Source organism: Denitrobacterium detoxificans (assembly GCF_001643775.1).
GTDB lineage: Bacteria > Actinomycetota > Coriobacteriia > Coriobacteriales > Eggerthellaceae > Denitrobacterium > Denitrobacterium detoxificans.
Genome location: NZ_CP011402.1, coordinates 509,422 through 529,760, shown reverse-complemented (window position 1 = coordinate 529,760; position 20,339 = coordinate 509,422). Strand labels below are relative to the sequence as shown.

The following is a 20,339-nucleotide window of genomic DNA, read 5'->3' as shown; positions in this document are numbered from 1 at the left end:
CAGAACGAAAACGAGGGCCGCAGACGCGGCCCTCATCATACCCTCTTGTATACCGCTTACGCTACTCGTGAACCACTACGGCATTGCCGACGGCGATGATGTCGTACAGGGACGCCGCATCGGAAAGCGACAGGTTCACGCAGCCATGGGAGCCATAGCCATCCTTGTAGCGCGTACCGCCAAAGGCAGACTGCCACGTGGCGTCATGGAAGCCACAGCCCGAATACGTGAAGGGCATCCAGTACGACACCTTGGTCTCGTACTCCGGCTGGCCCGTAGCCACCGAGATATCGCCCGTAAGCGTGTAATTCGTCTTCTTGTTCAGCACGCGCCATACGCCCGTGGGGGTGTCGTGGCTGCCGTCGGGCTTGCCGGTAACGCAATCGGCCTCCCACACGAGCTCGCCTGCTTCGTTATAGAAGCGAACGTGCTGCTCGGAGATATCGACATCGGCATATGCGCCCCAGTCCTGCACGCCCGAGCCATTGTAGGTGTAGCCCTCGAGCGTGGTGGCAACGGTAAGCTGCCCCACCAGACCATTGCGAATGGCATCCTCGACGTCGGCGACCATGGCGTCATCGTCGATCGTCCAACCGTACGTACCACCCGAAACGGTGAACGTCTGACCGTCGGGACGCGTGTAGGTACGCTCGGTGCCCACGGTGTTCAAGCTGGCGGCAAGCTCTTCGACCCAGGCATCCATGGCCTCTTCGTCGAAGCTGACGGCAAGGTCGTCGCCAATGACAACCCATTGGGAAATCTCGTTCGCGCCAATGTCGGCGGCATGGATGGCCGTGGTGCCCAAAACGAGCTCGATATCGGCCGTAAGGTAGCTGTTCGCCGTATCGGCAGCTGTCGTAAGCGCGGGGTTGCTGGAAAGCACGGTGGGCTGCACAAGCTCGCTCGTGCCCAGCACGGCCGAAGACGACATATCGAGCACGGCATCGTTGACCTTCAGGATAACGGCATCGACGTCGAGCTTCGTGCCTGCCTTCTCGGCGGTCACCTCGAACTGACCCGAAGCCGAAGAATACTGCACCGAAGCGTTCACCGGGTCGGTAGCGGTGGCGTTGAACGTTTCCACCTGCTGGCGAACGACATCGCCCAAACCGCTCTCGCTGTACTCGGAAGACAGGTTGGCGCTTTCGTCGTGCGCGCGGAAGACCTCGATGGGCCACAGCCAGATGTTGTTATCGGCAATGGACTGCTCGGCAACCTCTTGGCCGTCGACTTCGAGGCCAGCCTGCGAAGAGGACACCGTAAACGAAAGGCCATCGCCCGTAACGGTAACGGAGTAGTCGCTTCCGATGTCGGTAGCAACCTCGGCAACGTCCGACGTGGACTTCAGGGAGATATCCTGAGAACCAAGCGTGGTGTTCGGGAAGAAATGCCCCGAGAAGAAGAAAGCGCCAGCAATGTAGACCACCAGCAACACGGCAGCAATAACGATGCCGACCCTCATAGCAAGGCGCTTGTTGAAGCCCTTGCCCACTTTCGGATCGGAAACACCTGCCGCCTGGAACGCGGAATTGAATGCACCCGGCTGCGCTTGCTGAACCGGAGGAATCTGCTGTGTCTGGGAAGCGTCTTGCGGGCTCTGAGGTGCTGCCGCGTGCTTGCCCATAGTTTCTTTTTTGCCTGACATCGCCCCTACCTAAATCCATTCATTCGCATTGTAGCAACATCGTTCGTCTATGATGCCGCGCAAATGAACGGGATATCTCTAATTCATCGAAATGCTACCGCTATCTACATATAGCTTAAGGGATTCTTAAATATGTGACTGCAACTGTGCCATTCTTCCCAAAATATACGCGAGCTCTTGAATCGCCCTGCATAACCGCACGTAGACGCGCACGGCACCACGGTCGCCGTTGCGCAACCCCGTGAATCAATGATGGAAGCCGCCTCCCCACTTGCGGGCCAGGGGCTTTCAGGTATAATCGCATTCTGCGCCCGAGTGGCGGAATGGCAGACGCGGCGGTCTCAAAAACCGCTGTCCACAAGACATGCGGGTTCGAATCCCGCCTCGGGCACCATTCACACGCAAACAGCCTCCCTATGGAGGCTGTTTTCATTTCTAGGATGCTGTACGCAACAGCTAGTTTCTCTTCTCGGAAATCATGTCCATGACGTCCTGCTTGCTATGGACGTCGAGCTTACGATAGATATGACGCGCATGGCTGCGCACCGTGTTCTCGGAAATAACGAGCGTTTCGGCGATATAGCTCTTCGAACGGCCCTTGCACAGCAGCTTGAGCACTTCCACTTCCCTACCCGTAAGCTTGTATCGGGCGCCAAGATGCTCGCAGCCCTCGTCGATGCTGGCATACATGGAATGACCCGTTTCCGGCATATCGAGATCGCGGAAGATCTGGCTTTCGATGAAGTTGCGCTCGTTGAGCGACAGGATGCCCGTAACGGTAAGGGCGTACGACAGCAGTGCGATAACGAACACCACGTTATCGAGATTCGCAAGCACCCCGCCAGCCAGGCGCCCCAACGCAAGAGGAAGCGCATAGCAAACCCACGCGAAGCCGAAAACGGTGAAGCGATTTGCGGAGCTATGATGGGCCACGTCGGCAAGCATGCACCAGAGCACTGCCACCAGAATGGCCTGCGCCACGCCTACGAGCACGAGCGCCCAACCCGCAAGCTCGGAATCGATGTTGGGCAGGAACAGCAGCGCCGTGGATACGATGATGACGATGGCGCGCCACGTATTGGTGAAATGCAACTTGCCGCGATAGGCGAACACCCACCACAGGACAGCCAAGGCCGCAAGAACGCTAATGGATTGCTGCGCAAAGGAATACAGCGCAACCGGCTCGGTTACCGCATTGGGCGAAACGGCGGGCGCCACGCCAATGACGAACGCGCACACGGCCACGCCAAGAAGCACCAAATACGGGAACGACTGACGCGCGGAACCAAAGTAGATGAGCGGCGTATCCTTCGGCGGCATATTGGCAGAAGCCTGATTCAGAAGGTAGGGCAAGCACAACGGCAACGCGATAAGGCACACATTGCCAAGAAGCAGCGGCATGACATCGAGTGCGAACTTCAGCACCGAAGAAACGACCATGGAGGCAAACGCGCAGGCCACGGCAGAGCGCAAGTCGACGCTCGAGTAGAACGGCACCCAAGACAGATACATAAACGCACCGGCGACGCCAGCTACGGCAAACCCCACGACATCGGGAATAACGGTTACGCCCAGATGGGGCAAGCTGATAAGCACGATGGAAATGGCCGCCAGAATGGCCATGGGCCAGTGAAGGAGTTTTTCGACGCCGCCCTTCGAAAGCTTGCGCAGCGCAACGAAGAAGAGCATGCCCGCAGCGAGCATAAGGAAGAGAACGGCCGCGTTATCGTACGAAAAGGAAGCAGACGTACGGCGATGAGCTAGTTCGAAAACCCAAGCCCAGGGAATGGCAAAACCGACATAACCGAGCCTGAAATGTTCGAATACGTACGGCTTATTCGAATGAGCCTGTTCTTCTGCCGCCACCGCGACCCTCGTCTCTCTACCATTACGCGCCTCTACGCGTATGCACTAACCTCATTCCCCCCTGTAGAGAATATAACCGAGGCCGAAAGCAATGACGGTGAACGTGCGCAAGATACACAAACACCCCGCCCTTGCAGACTGGCAAAAGGCGGGGTGAAAGAGCTAAAAGCCGGAGAAGGACTAGCGCGTCATATGCTCCGCGACGTTCTTGACCTCCTCGACCGTGGGGCCCTCAAGCGGCAGGTCATCGGCTACGGCAGCATTTTCCACATGCCCCTGCACCTTCGTACCGTCGATGCCGTACACCGTTTCCTTGCCGGGCAGGACCATGTTCACCACGATGCCCACGAGCGAGCCAATGGCCAGACCGGAAAGCGAAATGGTAATAGAGCCCGCGGGAATGACGATGGCACCCGCCGTGCTGTAGGCGATGCCCACGGACAGCACGATGATGAGGGCGGTCACGATGACGTTGCGGCTCAGCGTGAAGTCGACATGGGCTTCCACCAGGTTGCGAATGCCCACAGCGGAAATCATGCCGTACAGAATGAGCGAAATGCCGCCGATGACGCACGCGGGCATGACCTCGATAACCGCAGCAAACTTCGGGCAGAACGAGAAGACGATCGCAAACAGAGCAGCTAGGCGAACGACGCGCGGGTCGAACACCTTCGTGAGCGCCAGAACGCCCGTGTTCTCGCCATACGTGGTGTTGGCCGGAGCACCAAACAGCGACGCCAGAATGGTAGCAAGGCCATCGCCCAGCAGCGTACGGTGCAGGCCGGGGTTGGCGATGTAGTTACGATTGCAGGTAGAGCTAATGGCCGAGATGTCGCCGATGTGCTCAATCATCGTGGCGAAGGCCAGAGGCATGATCGTGATGACGGCGGTGATGGCAAGGCCGGAATCCATGCCATTGGTGAACAGGGAGAACACCGTGTTGTCATACAGCACGGGCAGGCCGAACCACGCAGCGTCGGCAACGGGAGTGAAGTCGACCTCGCCCAGGATGGCGGCGAAGATATAGGACACGATAACGGCCAGCAGGATGGGGATGATGCGGATCATGCCGCGGCCCCAGATGTTGCAGGCGATGACCACAATGATGGCCACCACGGCAACGAGCCAGTTCGTGGAGCAGTTGGCGATGGCCGAAGACGCAAGCGTAAGCCCGATGGAGATAACGATGGGGCCCGTTACCACCGGCGGGAAGAAGCGCATGACGCGCGCGGCGCCAAACACCTTGAACAGCGCGGAAAGCACCAGGTAGAGCAGGCCGGCGCACGCAACGCCCAGGCAGGCGTACGGCAGCAGCTCGGGTTCCCCTGCAGGGGCAATGGCCGCATAGCCGGCAATGAACGCGAACGAGGAACCCAGAAACGCGGGCACCTTACCACGCGTGAGCAGGTGGAACAGCAGCGTACCCAAACCGGCGAACAACAGCGTTGCGGAAACGGAGAGACCCGTGAGCGTGGGGACCAGAATAGTCGCGCCGAACATGGCGAACATGTGCTGCAAGCCGAACACGGTCATCTTGGGAGCGCCAAGAGTGCGGGCGTCGTATACCGCATCCTCGCTATCCTTCGCTCCCATCGTGGGAATAATCGTCTTATCTTCCGCCACTGCAGTCCCTTTCCTTCCATCCTTGCAGAAATGTGCATAAACGGTTGCGAGATTATCACAACCATGCGAAACGGTACACGCGCGAAACATGCAATTCACGTTGAGCACAGCGAAATGCACGACACGCGCCCACCACATGAAAATCCTCCCAGCAGGAACGCGCGGTGCGCGACCCACTGGGAGGATTGATCATGCGATGCGTTTCACGATACGCCTACTCGCGAGCGCTTGGTTCCTCTTGCTGCTCGCCCGCTTGGAATCGCCGCCTTCGCTCTTCGAGCGCAGCAATCTGACGTGCCGTTTCCTCGTCCTCCAAGCGTTGCTTTTCCTTGTTGCCGCGATAGTCCTCGCGAATCTTGGAATTGCTCGCAAGCAGAAGGTACAACGCAATGCCAGCCACCAAGCCGACGCCGCCACCGCGGGCTAGGATGAAGCCGGCCATCATGCCCGCCACGCCCTGGTCGAGCTTGTCGTTGGCCAAATCGAAGCAGATTTGCGTGCATACGAAGCCCTGGATGCACAGCACCACCACGAGCATAGCGCCCGCCGCCGCGGCAGCGGCTTCGTACAGCGGATAAATGAACAGGCCAATGACGGTGAAGATGAGGTTCGTGCCCGACCCGTCGTAGATGCTGTCCATACCCTGGCGACCCGAAACCTTGTAGCGCTGGTACGTGGCAACGCAATACGGAGCGGAAAGCGGGCCGGCAAGTGCGGGGTACGGAGCGAACAGGGCCAGCACCAGATTACGAATACCACAGATGACATTGGTGCGGTTGGTATCAAACTCGATATACTCGTCTTCGCGCTGCGCCTGCATGCCCAGCTGCTGCACGGTGATGAAGTCACCATAGGCAATGACCCACGCGATGAGCGCGATGGGCAGGCTGGAGATCCAAATAGTGGGAGCCGCCCAGCCAATGAAGAACGGGGAAACCGCCATGAACAGGGCGCCGAAGTCGGGCACCTTGAAGATTTGCCCGCTGAAGTTGTAATTGAACTCGCCGGAGATGCCACCCGCAATGAACATGACCAAGACGGCCCACAGGAAGCTGTAGTTGCCCAGCACCTGCAGCACGCGGTTCTTCTCCATGCGGCTACGGATGCGCTGGCTGAACATCAGGAAGAACACGACGATGAGACCGGCCATGCAGCCCACGGTAACGGTGTCTACGGCGCCACCCTGCTGAAGGCGCGCATACACGGCGTTGACGCCAGCGCCCAACACGATGCCCGCCTTGACCCCTGGCGGAACCAGGGTGTTTAGCTTCTTCGAAAGCCCCGTGAGGCCCAAGAATATGAACATCGCGGCCAATTCCAATTGAACGGCAGTAAGCGCCTGCAATCGCACGACGCCCGGATCGAACCCTTCGAGGTACACAATGACGATAGCCATGGCGGGCGTAATCCAGCCGCAGATGGACGGTTCGCCCAGCAGCCAATTCAGCGTATACATCATGGTCTCGAACACCACGAGCGCCCAAGCGACTTCCGGGTCGAGGCCCAACGTGGTGATGAGAACGGCAAGCGCGCCATAGCTGGTGCACGCGTTCATGAGACCCGTAACGATTTCGGGAGGTGAAATCTTGAAATGAATGAACGGGAGCCTGATGCGCAGTAAACCGCAAGGGATATAAGGCTGTACACCGCCATACGAACGCTTCATAAAAGCCATGTAGACTCCCTCCTCGATGGCCGCCGGGTCTCCCTATTCCCAGCGAAGGCACACACGAACTGGGCACGAGCCCCTATTTCATGCCGCAATCCACCGCATGCGCATATCTAGTTGGATAAAAATGTACCAGTCTTTGCCCCATTCGTCGCTGGTCAATTTATTACATTTAGCCGAGCGGCAAGGGCCTAAACATTCAAATGCAATATGGCAAAAGGATGGCAAGATCGGTGGGCATGCGGAAAAGGGAGTATAGTGTAGGAAATGGCACACCAAAAGCATCATTAGGGGGACCTGCGGATGACGCTCGAAGAATTCAACCACTATGGCTATTCTCGGCGAATCTTCCGCGAGACCCTCCGTGACGTCTCCATCAACAACTTCAACGCGGGATATCACCTGAACACGTGGTTTCTCGCCATCATGGCTGCACTGACTCTCTTCTCGGGCATTGGCGTCTTCCCCACCGCGTTCTTCCCCGTATACGCATTCTTCGCCGCGCTGTCGGTCGTCTGCGAAGTTGCGTCGTTGCGCATCAGAAAATTCGACCTCGAGACAATGGGCGACGACGGCAACCGGATCATTCGTACGCTTTCCCACGGCATCATGACAAACCTGCTCGCCTTCGGCGTAGCGGCCAGCGTGGTCGACCCCGCCATGGTGGCGACCAGCTTCTTGGTCATCATGGTCATCGTAGCCATCGTGTTCATGGAAACCATGGTCATCATGAGCTTTCGACTTGCGCTATTCGGCAGCATCCTGGTCATTTCTTCGTTCGTTACCAAGGAGCCCGTATTTGCCGCGGGAGACGCCGTAAACGTCATCATCTTCCTAGCAGGCGCGCTCATTCTGCACTTCATGTTCCAACGCGAGAAAATGGAGCGATTCATAACGGCACGCATGCTCGAGGAAAGTCGCAGAGAGCTCAAAGTGCAATCTACGTTCGACTCGCTTACGGGGATGCTCAACCGGCCCGCATTCTACGAGCTCGCAAGCAGCATCCTTCGTGACGCGCAGAACGAACGAGTGGCTTTCCTTGCCTTCGACCTGGACGATTTCAAAAACGTCAACGACAGCTTCGGGCACAAACGCGGAGACGCAACGCTCGCCGCCGTGAGCGCCGCCTTCCGCGAGGAAATTGGCATGAACGAAGAATCATGGGACTTCATGAACCAGACGCTCAACGACGGCAGCAACTTCGCGGCACGCCTGGGCGGAGACGAGTTCATCATCGCCGCACGTGGCCTGTCCAATGAAAACGCTGCGCACGAAATGGCGCAGCGCATCATCGATCGAATTGGGCTCATTTGCGTCGACTGGGAGTCGGGTCTGTACGTGAGCGCGTCGGTGGGAATCGCCATGTCGCTCGGCGGACGGCCCACCACCGTCGACGAGCTATGCCAACTTGCCGACGAACGGCTCTACAAGGACAAGCGAAACAACTTACGCTAGCTACGCCTACGCCAGCTGCTCGCGAATGGCGGCCAGGAGCTCGTCATACGTTTCCAGCGCGGGAATCTCGGGGTGCTCGGCCTTGATGCTTTCGGGGGCGCAGAACAGCCAACCCGCCTTGCTCGCCTCGATCATACCCAGGTCGTTATAGCTATCACCGCTGGCAAGCGTTTCGAAGCCGCAGCTCTGCAGCGCACGTACCGTGGTGCGCTTGGAATCCTGCACGCGCATAACATGGCCGCACAGCATGCCCGCCTCGTCTACCTGCAGCGTGTTGCAGAAGATGGTAGGCCAGCCAAGCTTGCGCATAAGCGGCTGCGCGAACTGGTCGAACGTATCGCTCACAATGATGACCTGCGCGATGGAGCGCAGCTCGTCCAGGAATTCGGCAGCACCGGGAAGCGGATCCATTCCGCTAATGGTCTCCTGGATATCAGCCAGGCCCAGGCCTGCCTCGCGCAGGATGTCGATGCGATAGGCCATGAGCTTATCGTAATCGGGCTCGTCACGCGTGGTCTTCATGAGCGCGGGGATTTCGCGCGCCTTGGCGAATTCCTGCCAGATTTCGGGCACGAGCACGCCTTCAAGGTCGAGGCAGACAACATGCATGGGCATGGGGATTCCTTTCGGTCGTAAAAAGTATTGGCGCCATGCTACTACGAACATGACGCCAAGGATTCTAGAATTTCGCGAAACGCTCCTGTCGCTGCGCTACGAGCTCGTCGGGGGTAAGATCGGCGAGGTCGTTCAGGCTGCGTTTCAAGTAATGCCGCAGCTCACGTGCAGCTTGCTCGGGATTTTCATGCGCCGGGGCATCGCCTTCGGCAAGCACCGCATCGATGATTCCCATATCGTAAACCTGGTTCGCGTTCATGCGCATAACCGCGGCGGCTTCCGCAGCGCGCGAGCGATCCTTCCACAGGATGGACGCGAAGCCTTCAGGCGAAAGCACCGAATACACCGCATGCTCCTGCATGGCCACGCGATTCGAAACCGCCAGCGCCAACGCGCCACCGGAACCACCCTCGCCCAGCAGCACGCTCACCACGGGAACGCGCAAGCCAGCCATGGCCTGCAGGTTCTCGGCGATGGCGTTGCCCTGGCCACGCTCCTCGGCTTCCGCACCGCAGAACGCGCCCTGGGTATCAACCAGGCAGATGATGGGACGCCCGAACTTCTCGGCCTGGCGCATAAGGCGCAGGCTCTTTCGGTAGCCCTCGGGCTGCGGGCAGCCGAAGTTACGCGCGATGCGTTCCTTCAGGTTCTCGCCCTTTTCCTCGGCGATAACGGTCACGACCTGGCCACCCAGCCAGCCAATGCCACCCACGATGGCGCCGTCGTCGCCAAAGGCACGGTCGCCGTGCAGCTCGATGAAGCCATCGATCATGTTGCGGATGTAGTAAATGGCGGTGGGACGATGCGTGTTCCTGGCAAGCTGAACGCTCTTCCAAGCGGCATTCGGCTCTTCGCTCGACAACGTGGCATCGGCCACCGGGCTCGGCTCCTTGTACAGGGGCACGCCATCGGAAAACGCCACGGCATCGCGCGCACCCAGCGCCTCCTGCAATTCGGGAATGCCCAGCTTCTTGCGAAGGGCATCGAAGAACCCAGGTTCGGGCTCCTCGATTTCGGTTACGGGAACGCGGCCGTAGGTAACGTGGTTATACGAATTACGACCCGTCTCCAGCGCGTCCTTCACGCTGCCATACGTAAGGATCTCCGTGGGCGTGCCAGGCTCCACCGAGCTGGTGGTTGCACGATGCATGGCCAGCAACTGGGCCAACGTGCGACGCAGCTCATCACGCGGGACGATGGCATCGATAAGGCCATGCTCCAGCGCGAATTCGGCCGTCTGGAAGCCCTTCGGAAGCTCCTGGCGAATGGTGTCCTGGATAACGCGCTTGCCAGCGAAGCCGATGAGGGCATGAGGCTCGGCAAGAATGATATCGCCCTGCGTTGCAAACGAAGCCGTCACGCCACCCGTAGTGGGATCGGTGATGATGGAAATGTAGAGCAAACCGGCACGCGAATGGCGTTCCACCGCGCAGCTGACCTTGGCCATTTGCATCAGCGACACCAGACCCTCCTGCATGCGGGCACCGCCGCTGGCGCAGAACACGATAACGGGAAGCCCCTCTTCGGTAGCGCGATCAAAGAGCTTCGATACCTTGTCGCCCACGACCGAGCCCATGGAGCCCATGAAGAAACCCGCCTCCATGACGCCAATGGCGCACGGAAGACCAGCAATGCGGCCACTGCCCGTACGCACGGCTTCGTCGAGGCCCGTCTTCTCGCGCTGCTTTTCCAGCTTCTCCTGATAGCCGGGGAAATCGAGCGGGTCGGTTTCCGTGCAGGTGGCATTCCACTCCTCGAAGCTATCCATGTCGAGCAGGTCGTTGATGCGCTGCGTGGAGGAAAGGCGGTAGTACGTTCCGCACGAGGGGCACGTGTAATAGCTCTTCGCCAGCGAAGACTCCGCGAACGTGAGCTTGCAGTTGCGGCACGTGCACCAATGCTCGTCTTCCACGAAATCGCGCTCGGTCTCGCAAAGCTTCCAGCCCAGCAAGTTGGCCGTCACGTCTTCGGTGGCGTAGACGCTGATGCCGTGACGCTTCGCACGCGCCAGGAAGGCGTCGACCGTGGCGAGAGGCAGGGCTTCCTCGCACAGCAAGATGACCTGAGCTTCAGCTTCAAGCGCTGCGCCCAAGACGGCGTAGGCGTTCGAGAAGAGCTCGTCGGAGTACTTCTCGCCCAGACATACGCGCTTTTCGGCGAAGCGAAGGTACGAAGCCGCCTTATGGTCTTCGGTGTACACGGCGCAAGGCTGCATACCGGCGGAAGCCACGTCCTGCAGCACCGTACGCGCATCCTTCCCATGCGTCATGACCAGGGCGACGGGAATCGTCGCAGGCGCCTCTTCCGTAATGCGGTCCAGGCGATAGAGCACCTTGCACGCATCTGCGGCATCGGCATTGGAAGCGACCGATGATCGCCCATAGGTATAGTAGTTCTCCATGTAAACCCCCTCCGTGCGTTACGCCTGCTGAGCAGTGGCAAGCACGTACTTCTGCGTGGCCTGGGCGCACACTTCCCCATCGACGGTGGCAACGACCTCGGCCACCACCATGCGAGAGCCAGCCTTTACGATCGTGCCTTCTAGGCGCACCGTTTCACCCGGCAGCACCTGACGGCGGAACTTGGCCTTGTCAATGCCCGTGAGAAAGCCCACAGTGCCCTCGATGCCACGGCCAGCCAGCACGCAGAACGACGCAGCCTGCGCCAGGGCCTCCATGAGGATGACGCCCGGCAGCACGGGATGCGTGGGGAAATGCCCCTTGAACAGCTCGAGTTCGGGGTCGACATCCAGCTCGGCGACCACATGCTCGCACGGCGTGCATTCGAGTACGCGGCTAACCCACACGAACGGCTCGCGATGCGGCAGTACGCTCTTGACTACAGACGCATCTGCGGGAAAGGTGATATCCATCTTGTACACTCCTTTTGCGCTATGCGCATTATGCCTTATACGGCGAAATGGCCAAAGCCGCGTTATGCCCGCCAAAGCCCAGAGAGGTGGTGAGGGCAACCTTCTGCTCGTAGCCCTGCATGGGCTGGGAAACCACGTTTACGGGGCATTCGGGGTCGGGCTGCTCGAAGCCAGACGTGGGCGGAACCGCATCGCGCATGACGGACAGCGCGCAAACGATGGCCTCGATGGCTCCCGCAGCGCCCAGCGTATGGCCAATGCATCCCTTTACGCTGGTGACGGGCACCTTCTTGCCCGCTTCTTCGCCGCACAGGGCAAGCAGGGCCTTCGATTCGGTGCTGTCATTGGCCGCCGTACCCGTGCCATGGGCATTCAGGTGACCCAGGTCGGCAGGCGTAAAGCCACCCTCCTGCAGGGCCATGCTCATGGCGCGCATGATGCCTTCGGCGCTGGGGTCGGGAGCGGTCATGTGGTAGGCGTCACCCGTGGAACCATAACCCGTGACCTCCGCCAGAATGGTGGCGCCACGCGCGATGGCGTGTTCGAACGACTCGAGCACCACGGCACCTGCGCCTTCGCCAGCCACGAAGCCGCCGCGACGCACGTCAAACGGCAACGACGCCTGCGTGGGATCTTCTTCCTTGGAAAGCGCACCCAGGTTGCTGAAGCCCGCAATGCAAATGGGGCTGATAGCCTCTTCGGCACCGCCAGCCAGGGCCGCGTCGATGTAGCCATGACGGATATCGCGCACAGCCGTGCCAATGGAGTGGGCACCCGTGGCGCACGCCGTGACGATATCAAGGCACTCGCCCTTCATGCCGTAGCGAATAGCCAGGTTACCTGCGGCAATATTGCTAATCATGGTGGGAACGAACAGCGGGCTCACGCGCTTGGGGCCCTTGTTCTCCAGGTCGTGGAAGCCCTTCTGCAGCTCGTCGATGCCGCCAATGCCCGAACCGAAGATGACGGCAACGCGCGAGGCGTCTTCCTCTTCCATCTTCATGCCGCTCATGGCAAGAGCCTCATCGCTCGCCACGATGGCATACTGCACGAAGCGCTCGAAGCGACGGGCCTCCTTCTTGGTAAGGCCATGCTCGGTGCCGTCGAAATCGCGCACTTCGCCTGCGTTATGAACGGGGTATTCCTCGGTATCGAAGCGCTGGATGGGGGCGATGCAGCAAGAACGCTCCATGAGCGCATCCCACAGGGCGTCGATGCCAATGCCCGCGGGGGAAACGGCACCCATGCCCGTAATGGCAACGCGATGGGAACCGTCGGGTCGACGGGTTGCGGTGTTCAGTTCGCTCATTCGGAAAGACCTCCGTCCACGCATACCACCTGGCCGGTGATATAGCTCGATTCTTCTTCAGCAAGGAATGCGACCAGATGCGCCACGTCCTCGGGCTGGCCCAGGCGACCGCAGCCGATGCGGTCGATAATAGCCGTGCGCTGCTTTTCAGTGAGGGCATCGGTCATGGGCGTTTCCACGAAGCCAGGAGCCACGGCATTCACCGTGACGCCGCGACCGGCAAGCTCCTTTGCCAGGGACTTGGTAAGGCCGATGATGCCCGCCTTGGAAGCGGCATAATTGGCCTGCCCCGCATTGCCGTATACGCCCACCACGCTGGAAAGGCTGATGATGCGACCGTAGCGCTGCTTGGTCATGGCACGGGAAACCGCCTTGCAGCAGTTGAACGCACCCTTCAAATTCACGGCGATAACGCTGTCGAAATCCTCTTCCTTCATGCGCATGATCAGGCCATCACGCGTGATGCCGGCATTGTTCACCAGCACGTCCACGCGACCGAACTCGGAAAGCACCGTGTCAACCATGGCCTTGGTCTGCTCCATGCTGGCAACGTTGGCAACGGCCACGATGGCACGTACGCCAAAATCGCGCTCGATCTCGGAAGCCACGTCATTCGCGCTCTCCAGAGACGATTCGCTCGAGCAGTTCACGCATACGTTGTATCCCCTGGAGGCGAATTCCAGGGCGATGGCACGACCGATGCCGCGACCCGAACCCGTTACGATAGCCGAACGGGTAATGGGGGTTTCCTGTTCTTGCATTCCTACTCCTTCATATCTACGCCCACGCAAATAGCCCAGGGCTACCGCGGGCGCTCTGAGTACTCCCAGAAATTCGGGCGCCGGTTCGGCCCGACGCCCGCTTGTATCTAAGCTTGGTTCTGGATGAGGGCTTCCATGCTGGCCCTATCTTGCACGCACACATGATCCAGGTTGGGATCTATGCGCTTCACCAGATTATTCAGCACTCCACCAAAGCCCACTTCCACGAAGCTGGTTGCGCCCGCCGCGGCAAGCTCCTGCACGCTTTGCATGAAGCGCACCGGATGCGTAAGGTGCGCGGTAAGATGCGCCGGCGCATCGGCCGCCTTCAAGGGCTGGGCGTCGGTGTTGCAGATGAGCGGCACGCGAGGATCGGAGAACTGAACCGTTTCCAGGTACGCGGAGAATTCGCTGGCAGCCTGCTGCATAAGCGGACTGTGGAACGCTCCCGACGTGGCAAGACGGCGGGCCTTGTAGCCACGCTCCTTCCAGGCGGCTTCCGCGCGCTCGACGGCGGCAACTTCGCCGGAGACAACGATTTGGGCTGCGCTGTTGTAATTGGCGGGAACCAACACCTGCCCCTGCGCACAGCTGGCGCACACCTCCTCGACCTCTTCGGGAGTGCCCTTCATGAACGCGCTCATAACGCCCTCGTTTTGCTGCGCTGCCTTCGCCATGACCTCGGAACGAACCGCCAGCAGGCGAAACGTGTCTTCCACCGAAAGCATGCCGGAAATGGCAAGCGCGCTAATCTGACCCAGGGAAAAGCCCAACACCGCCTGCGGCTGCACGCCACGGGCAATAAGCGCCGTGGCAATGCCAATGGACAGCGTGGCGATGGCAGCCTGCGCATTGCGCGTCTCGTTGAGCTCTTCTGCCGGGGCCTGCGTGCACAGATTACGCACGTCTACGCCGAGTATGTCACTGGCGCAATCGAACACCTGGGCAACTTCGGGCACGTCAATGAGGTCGGCACCCATGCCAGGCTTCTGAGAGCCCTGACCCGAGCACATGAACACGCATGACAGCGTCTGGTTCAGTTCCATGAAATCACTTCCGGTTCAAAGCGCGTTCGGCGCTTTTCGCGGCGCGCTCTTCGAGCGTAAGGCCGCACAGTTCTTCGGCCTGGGTCATCATTTCCGCAAGGACGGAAGCCGCAGTCTCGCGCTCGTGCACGATAGCGGCAATCTGGCCAGCCATGATAGTGCCATTGTCCACATCGCCCTCAACGGCGCGACGCAGACTGCCCACGTACATGGCTTCGAGTTCGGCGCCCTTCGAAGGGTCGACTTCGAGCTTGCGCGCCGTACGCGCGAACTTGTTCTTCAGGCAGCGCACGGGATGGCCCGAGCCACGACCGGTAACAACGGTGTCGGCGTCCTTGGCACCCAGGATCTTTTCCTTGTACGCATCGGAAACGGTGCACTCCTCGACCGTAAGGAAACGCGTGCCACACTGCACGCCTTCGGCACCCAGGGCGAACGCAGCCGCCAGACCGCGGCCATCGGCAATGCCACCAGCGCCAATAACGGGAATGTCCACCGCTTCGCAAACCGAGGGAATAAGGGCCATGGTAGTCAGCTCGCCCACATGTCCACCCGATTCGGTGCCTTCCGCCACAACGGCATCGGCACCCAGGCGCTCCATGCGGCGGGCAAGCGCAGCGCTGGCCACAACGGGAATGACCTTAATGCCAGCTTCCTTCCACATTTCCATGTAGTTAGCCGGGCTACCGGCACCCGTGGTGATAACGTCGATCTTCAGATCGACCAGGAGCTTCGCCAGATCGGCAGCCTGCGGGTCCATGAGCATAACGTTGGCGCCAATGGGGGCGCTGGTCTTGGCGCGAGCGGCCGCAACCTGCTCTTCCACCCAGGAAAGGGGCGCACCGCCACAGGCAATAATGCCCAGGCCGCCCGCTTCGCTCACGGCAGACGCAAGGCTCGCATCGGCGATGCGAGCCATGGCGCCCTGAATAATGGGCACGCGAATGCCCAAAAGCTCAGTTACGCGAGTATTCATACGCGCGCCTTATTTCAGAGAGTCGATATATTCCACCATGGCGCCGATGGTATCCAGGCCTTCGGGCTCGCCGAACTCGATGTCGAGCTTCTCTTCGATGTCGCAGGTCATCTCTACCATGTCGAGGGAATCGATACCCAGGGATTCCAGAGTGGACTCCGGGGTAACCGTCTCGGGATCGATGTCGAGGTTGTCGGAGAGCACTTCTTTGATGACGTCGATGGTAGCCATGAACATCTTCCTTTCCTTCGGAATCTAATTCCTTAGATAATCTAACTATTTACGTATGGTAGGGATATCCCCAGGAGAACGCAACCGTCTTCACAGTATTCGCGCGGCACTTCTCAGCGCCGCGCGAGGGAAAAACCAAGCTTGCTTAGGCCACGACAGCTTCGTAGCCAGCGTCCACGATGGCGGTCACGAGCACGTCATCGGCAACGTCGGCAGACAGGTGCGCAACGGCGGTCTTCGCATCGAGGTCGACATCGGCCGACGTGACGCCCTCAACGCTCTCAAGGGCCTTCTTCACGTGGGCGACGCAGTGCTGGCACATCATGCCCTCGACGTTGAACTTCTTTTCCATGTGTATCTCCTTCGAACGAGATTGCTCCTTCACCGGCTCGTCATTCTGGCCGGATGGTTCCAATTCACCTTCCCCATCTGCGGGTTGCGTGACTACAGGCGAGGCAAATCGCGGTCGCCACGCACGCATGCGCAGGGCATTGCCCACCACGAAGATGGAAGAGCAGCCCATGGCCGCCGCGCCAATCATGGGGTTGATAACCAAACCCGCCCAGGCAAACAGACCCGCCGCAATGGGAATGCAAATGACGTTGTAAATGAGCGCCCAGAACAGGTTCTGACGAATGGTGCGCAACGTACGTCGCGAAAGCTGCACGGCCGAAACCACGTCAATAAGGTCGCTGCGCATGAGCACCACATCGGCGCTGTCGATGGCGATGTCGGTACCGTTGCCGATGGCGATGCCCACGTCGGCGCGGGCAAGGGCCGGGGCATCGTTCACGCCATCGCCCACCATGATTACGTGACCAGCTTCGGAAAGGCGTGCGACCTCACGTTCTTTGTCAGCCGGCAACACGCCGGCAATGACGCGATCCACGCCTGCCTGACGTTGAATGGCAGCCGCGGTACGTTCGTTGTCCCCCGTAAGCATGACCGTCTGCACGCCCATCGCACTCAGTTCGGAAATGGCATGCGCGCTCGTGGGCTTGATGCGATCGGCCACTGCAATAATTCCCGCCAACACGCCGTCGCAGGCGACGAACAAGGGCGTTGCGCCCTCATCGGCATACTGTCGTGCCACGTCATCGGCCGATTCGACGGCAATGCCACGATTGGACATAAGACTGGCATTGCCCGCGCAGACGGACCTGCCATCAACGAGAGCCGCCACGCCGCCGCCGGGAATCTGCTCGAACTCCACGGCATACGACTTCGAAAGACCCCGCTCGTCGGCATACGCCATAATGGCCTGCGCAAACGGGTGCTCGCTCTTGGCTTCAAGAGCGGCCGCCAGAGTCATGAGCTCATCCTCGTCCACCCCCATGGGATGGACTCCCACAACCGAGGGCGTGCCCGCCGTAATAGTGCCCGTCTTGTCGAACACCACGGTATGGGCGCTACCCGCCGCTTCAAGAGCCTCGGCGGATTTCACCAGAATGCCACTGCGCGCACCACGCCCCGTACCCACCATGATGGCGGTAGGCGTAGCGAGGCCCAGGGCACAGGGGCAGGAAATGACGAGCACGCTGATGGCGTAATTGAGCGCCATGGAAACCCCCGCGCCCAGCGCCATCCATGCCACGAACACGATAAGGGCAATGGCGATAACCACCGGAACGAACACGCCGGCGATCTTGTCTGCCGTCTTCTGAATGGGGGCTTTCGAACTCGTGGCCTCGTCGACCAGGGCAATAATCCCCGCCAGCACCGTCTCGTCACCCGTCTTCGTGACGCGTATGGTGAAGTAGCCCGACTTGCTCATGGTGGCGCCCGTCACCATATCGCCCGGAACCTTGTCCACGGGCACGCTTTCGCCGGTAATCGCCGACTCATCGATGGAAGCAGAGCCCTCCAGCATCACGCCATCGAGCGGCACGGCCTCACCCGCGCGCACCACGAGCACATCGCCCACGGCCACCTGCTCGACGGGAAGCTCGACTTCAGAACCATTCCGCAAGACGCGTGCCGTCTTGGGGGCAAGGTCGATAAGCTTCGAAATGGCATCCGTCGTGCGACCCTTCGCACGGGCCTCGAAGTACTTTCCCACCGTGATAAGCGTAAGAATCATGCCAGCGGAGTCGAAGTAGAGCCCCGAAAACGCCTGGTGAGCAGCTTCCATATCGCCAACACCCATTGCAAGCGCCATGCCGTACACCTTCACGATGCTGTACCCCAGCGAGGCGGTGGCCCCAATGGCAATGAGCGCATCCATGTTGGGCGAAAGGTGGAACAGGCTTCGAAAGCCGCCGCTGAAGAACGGACGACCCACGAACACAATGGGCACGACAAGCAAAAGCTCGGTAAGCGCGACAACCATCATATGCTCGTCACCCAAAAACACAGCGGGAAACGGCCAGCCAAACATATGGCCCATAGCCAGGTAAAACAGTGGGACGCAGAAAAGCGCGGACACGATAAGTCGCACACGCATGCGCAGTTCCTGCTCGGCGGCAAGTTTCTCCTGGCGCTCGTGGGCAACGCGCGCGGCGCTCTTTCGGCCCGGCGCAGGCACAGCCTCCTCACGCAAGATAGCCCCGTACCCCGCCTTGGAAATCTGCTCGGCTATGGCATTGTCGATAGCCGACACCTGCTCGGGAGCCACATCGGCATCATATTCGACTTCCATGCTGTTCTTCAAGAGGTTCACGGCGCAATCGGCAACGCCCGGAACCTTGCGCGTAGCCTTGTCGACGCGCGACGAGCATGCGGCGCACGACATCCCCGTCACATCAAAGGTATGTTTCACGTTTTGCACTCCATTCTGCATAATCGCAGCGGCCAATGACTTGTATCGGGGTCATTGTACTCCATGAAGATAGCCATGATGCAAGACGGGACGGCAACCGCCGCGTGCACACGCAGCTGTAACCGTCCCGCAATGTTTCCCGCAGGGAACGCCTAGTTGGAGCGCTTGGTCGTCGTTGTGGTTGTGGTCGTAGTGGTGACGTAGTCGTCTTCGTCGCTGGAACTGGAAGAAGAGCTGTCCACAGCGCCCGTGGCTTTCAGCGTTGCAAGCACGTTATCCGACACGAATTCGATGTCGGGCGTGCCAATGGCGCTCTTGCTCATCTCGGAGACATCTTCATAGGTAAGAGTGCCACCCGAGGAAAGCCGCACCAGATCATCCAGCACGCTCGTCGACACAATGGGGTCAACCGAGCCCTGGGCCATAAGCGATGCGTAGTACGCCCAGTTCGTCGTCCACACCTCCACGCGATAGCCATTCCCCTGCACCGTACCGGCGATATGGTCGACGTTGTCTTCCTCGTCGCTTTCCCCGCCATCCTTCACGCAGGTAACCGTCATGAGCTCCAGGCTGCTATAGCCATCGAGATACACGGTTACCGTGGGAAGACCGTTGTTCTTGGTGGTCTTGGTGCTCACCTCGTCACGCCACAGCGAGGGAATGGTGAACGTGAAGTAATCGGTTTCCACAATGCTGCCCGACGCCTCGGCCTCTTCCTCCTGCGCGGTGGTACGCGCATTGGTGATGGCATCGACGTACTTCTGAATCGTGGCGTCTTCGAGCGAGGCCTCGGTCATCCACTGCTTGATGGCCGCAATCTGATCGTCGGTGGCGTCGATGGGCTGGATGGCGGAATACGACAAGGACACGGTTGCACCCTCGGTGGAGCCAACGGTGACCCCACTGGAAGTAGCGGATACATTTACCGCAGCGGGGACGGCGTAGGTAATGCCGGCAGCCGTAACGGGCGAGCCAGCAGGAACGAACGAATACGTGCCCGGCATGAGCTCAACGGTGTTGTCGGCCAAGGTCATAAGGTGCAGCTCGTCGACGGCGTTGCCATCGATATCGGTTCCCTGCACGCGAATGGGAATGACCGAAGAGGAACCCGCCTTGTATTCGGGCACGTCGAACGTGACCTTTACCGTTTGCTTCACGTGTTCCGCGTCGTAGGCCGCCTGGCTCACCTTGTCGTTCTGAAATGCCTGGAAGGCCGAATACACGCCGAAGATGACGCCCACGATTACCGCAACGGCGACAACGAAGATGAGGGCCTTCTGATACCAGGGCTGGCGACGCTCGTACAGGGGAACCGCCGAATAGGCGCCACCCTGGGGCCGCATCTGGCGATCGGCTAAGCGGCTGCGATTATGATGCACCTGAACGGGCACGACGCGCCCGCCCGTCTGCATGAGCGGCATACCGCATGCATGGCAGCGCTCTGCCTGCTTACTGTTCCTTGCTCCGCAACGAGGACACTGCATGTCTATCCTTTTCCGTTTCAGCTACGATA

Annotated in this window: 15 protein-coding genes and 1 tRNA gene; 2 read left to right on the top strand and 14 right to left on the bottom strand. The window is 59.8% G+C overall.

Features of this window, described 5'->3' with window-relative positions; all coding sequences use genetic code 11:
- Nucleotides 1-61 precede the first annotated feature (61 nt).
- On the bottom strand, nucleotides 62-1,624 hold the full coding sequence (locus AAY81_RS02120) for a L,D-transpeptidase family protein (protein WP_169815778.1): 1,563 nt from the start codon (nucleotides 1,622-1,624) through the stop codon (nucleotides 62-64).
- 330 nt (nucleotides 1,625-1,954) lie between these two features.
- Between AAY81_RS02120 and AAY81_RS02115 the strand changes: the two genes are divergently transcribed.
- Nucleotides 1,955-2,039: transfer RNA gene (locus AAY81_RS02115), tRNA-Leu, on the top strand.
- 62 nt (nucleotides 2,040-2,101) lie between these two features.
- On the opposite strand, the gene AAY81_RS02110 is transcribed toward AAY81_RS02115, so the two are convergent.
- The 3 genes from AAY81_RS02110 to AAY81_RS02100 form a co-directional block, all read right to left on the bottom strand.
- Nucleotides 2,102-3,511: a helix-turn-helix domain-containing protein gene (locus AAY81_RS02110; protein ID WP_066660788.1), complete on the bottom strand. Its 1,410-nt coding sequence runs from the start codon at nucleotides 3,509-3,511 to the stop codon at nucleotides 2,102-2,104.
- 180 nt (nucleotides 3,512-3,691) lie between these two features.
- Complete coding sequence (locus tag AAY81_RS02105) at nucleotides 3,692-5,134, bottom strand: uracil-xanthine permease family protein (protein WP_066660785.1); 1,443 nt, start codon at nucleotides 5,132-5,134, stop codon at nucleotides 3,692-3,694.
- Nucleotides 5,135-5,348: 214 nt separating this feature from the next.
- On the bottom strand, nucleotides 5,349-6,809 hold the full coding sequence (locus AAY81_RS02100; RefSeq protein WP_066660783.1) for a solute carrier family 23 protein: 1,461 nt from the start codon (nucleotides 6,807-6,809) through the stop codon (nucleotides 5,349-5,351).
- Nucleotides 6,810-7,106: 297 nt separating this feature from the next.
- On the opposite strand from AAY81_RS02100, the gene AAY81_RS02095 reads away from it, so the two are divergent.
- Nucleotides 7,107-8,258, top strand: a complete 1,152-nt coding sequence (locus tag AAY81_RS02095) for a GGDEF domain-containing protein (RefSeq protein WP_066660781.1) — start codon at nucleotides 7,107-7,109, stop codon at nucleotides 8,256-8,258.
- Between the two features lie 6 nt (nucleotides 8,259-8,264).
- Here AAY81_RS02095 and thrH read toward each other — a convergent pair whose 3' ends face one another.
- From thrH to AAY81_RS02045, 10 genes are all read right to left on the bottom strand, one after another.
- Nucleotides 8,265-8,873, bottom strand: a complete 609-nt coding sequence (gene thrH, locus AAY81_RS02090) for a bifunctional phosphoserine phosphatase/homoserine phosphotransferase ThrH (protein WP_240480610.1) — start codon at nucleotides 8,871-8,873, stop codon at nucleotides 8,265-8,267.
- A gap of 64 nt (nucleotides 8,874-8,937) precedes the next feature.
- Complete coding sequence (locus tag AAY81_RS02085) at nucleotides 8,938-11,274, bottom strand: acetyl-CoA carboxylase carboxyltransferase subunit alpha (RefSeq protein ID WP_082867807.1); 2,337 nt, start codon at nucleotides 11,272-11,274, stop codon at nucleotides 8,938-8,940.
- A gap of 18 nt (nucleotides 11,275-11,292) precedes the next feature.
- Nucleotides 11,293-11,745, bottom strand: coding sequence for a 3-hydroxyacyl-ACP dehydratase FabZ (gene fabZ, locus AAY81_RS02080; protein ID WP_066660779.1), 453 nt, complete (start codon nucleotides 11,743-11,745; stop codon nucleotides 11,293-11,295).
- Between the two features lie 28 nt (nucleotides 11,746-11,773).
- Nucleotides 11,774-13,054 (bottom strand): beta-ketoacyl-ACP synthase II, encoded by a 1,281-nt coding sequence (gene fabF, locus AAY81_RS02075; protein ID WP_066660776.1) that lies wholly within the window; start codon nucleotides 13,052-13,054, stop codon nucleotides 11,774-11,776.
- Nucleotides 13,051-13,815, bottom strand: a complete 765-nt coding sequence (gene fabG, locus AAY81_RS02070; RefSeq protein ID WP_066660773.1) for a 3-oxoacyl-[acyl-carrier-protein] reductase — start codon at nucleotides 13,813-13,815, stop codon at nucleotides 13,051-13,053. Before fabG ends, fabF begins: the two co-directional genes overlap by 4 nt.
- 107 nt (nucleotides 13,816-13,922) lie before the next feature.
- On the bottom strand, nucleotides 13,923-14,861 hold the full coding sequence (locus AAY81_RS02065; RefSeq protein ID WP_066660771.1) for an ACP S-malonyltransferase: 939 nt from the start codon (nucleotides 14,859-14,861) through the stop codon (nucleotides 13,923-13,925).
- Nucleotides 14,862-14,865: 4 nt separating this feature from the next.
- Nucleotides 14,866-15,837 (bottom strand): nitronate monooxygenase, encoded by a 972-nt coding sequence (locus AAY81_RS02060; RefSeq protein ID WP_066660768.1) that lies wholly within the window; start codon nucleotides 15,835-15,837, stop codon nucleotides 14,866-14,868.
- 9 nt (nucleotides 15,838-15,846) lie between these two features.
- Nucleotides 15,847-16,068 carry an acyl carrier protein gene (locus tag AAY81_RS02055; RefSeq protein ID WP_066664791.1) on the bottom strand — a complete coding sequence of 74 codons (222 nt, stop codon included), beginning with the start codon at nucleotides 16,066-16,068 and terminating at the stop codon, nucleotides 15,847-15,849.
- A 145-nt stretch (nucleotides 16,069-16,213) separates the two neighbouring features.
- Nucleotides 16,214-18,826 (bottom strand): heavy metal translocating P-type ATPase, encoded by a 2,613-nt coding sequence (locus AAY81_RS02050; protein ID WP_074777276.1) that lies wholly within the window; start codon nucleotides 18,824-18,826, stop codon nucleotides 16,214-16,216.
- Nucleotides 18,827-18,978: 152 nt separating this feature from the next.
- Nucleotides 18,979-20,310 (bottom strand): zinc ribbon domain-containing protein, encoded by a 1,332-nt coding sequence (locus AAY81_RS02045; RefSeq protein WP_143117364.1) that lies wholly within the window; start codon nucleotides 20,308-20,310, stop codon nucleotides 18,979-18,981.
- Nucleotides 20,311-20,339: the final 29 nt, after the last annotated feature.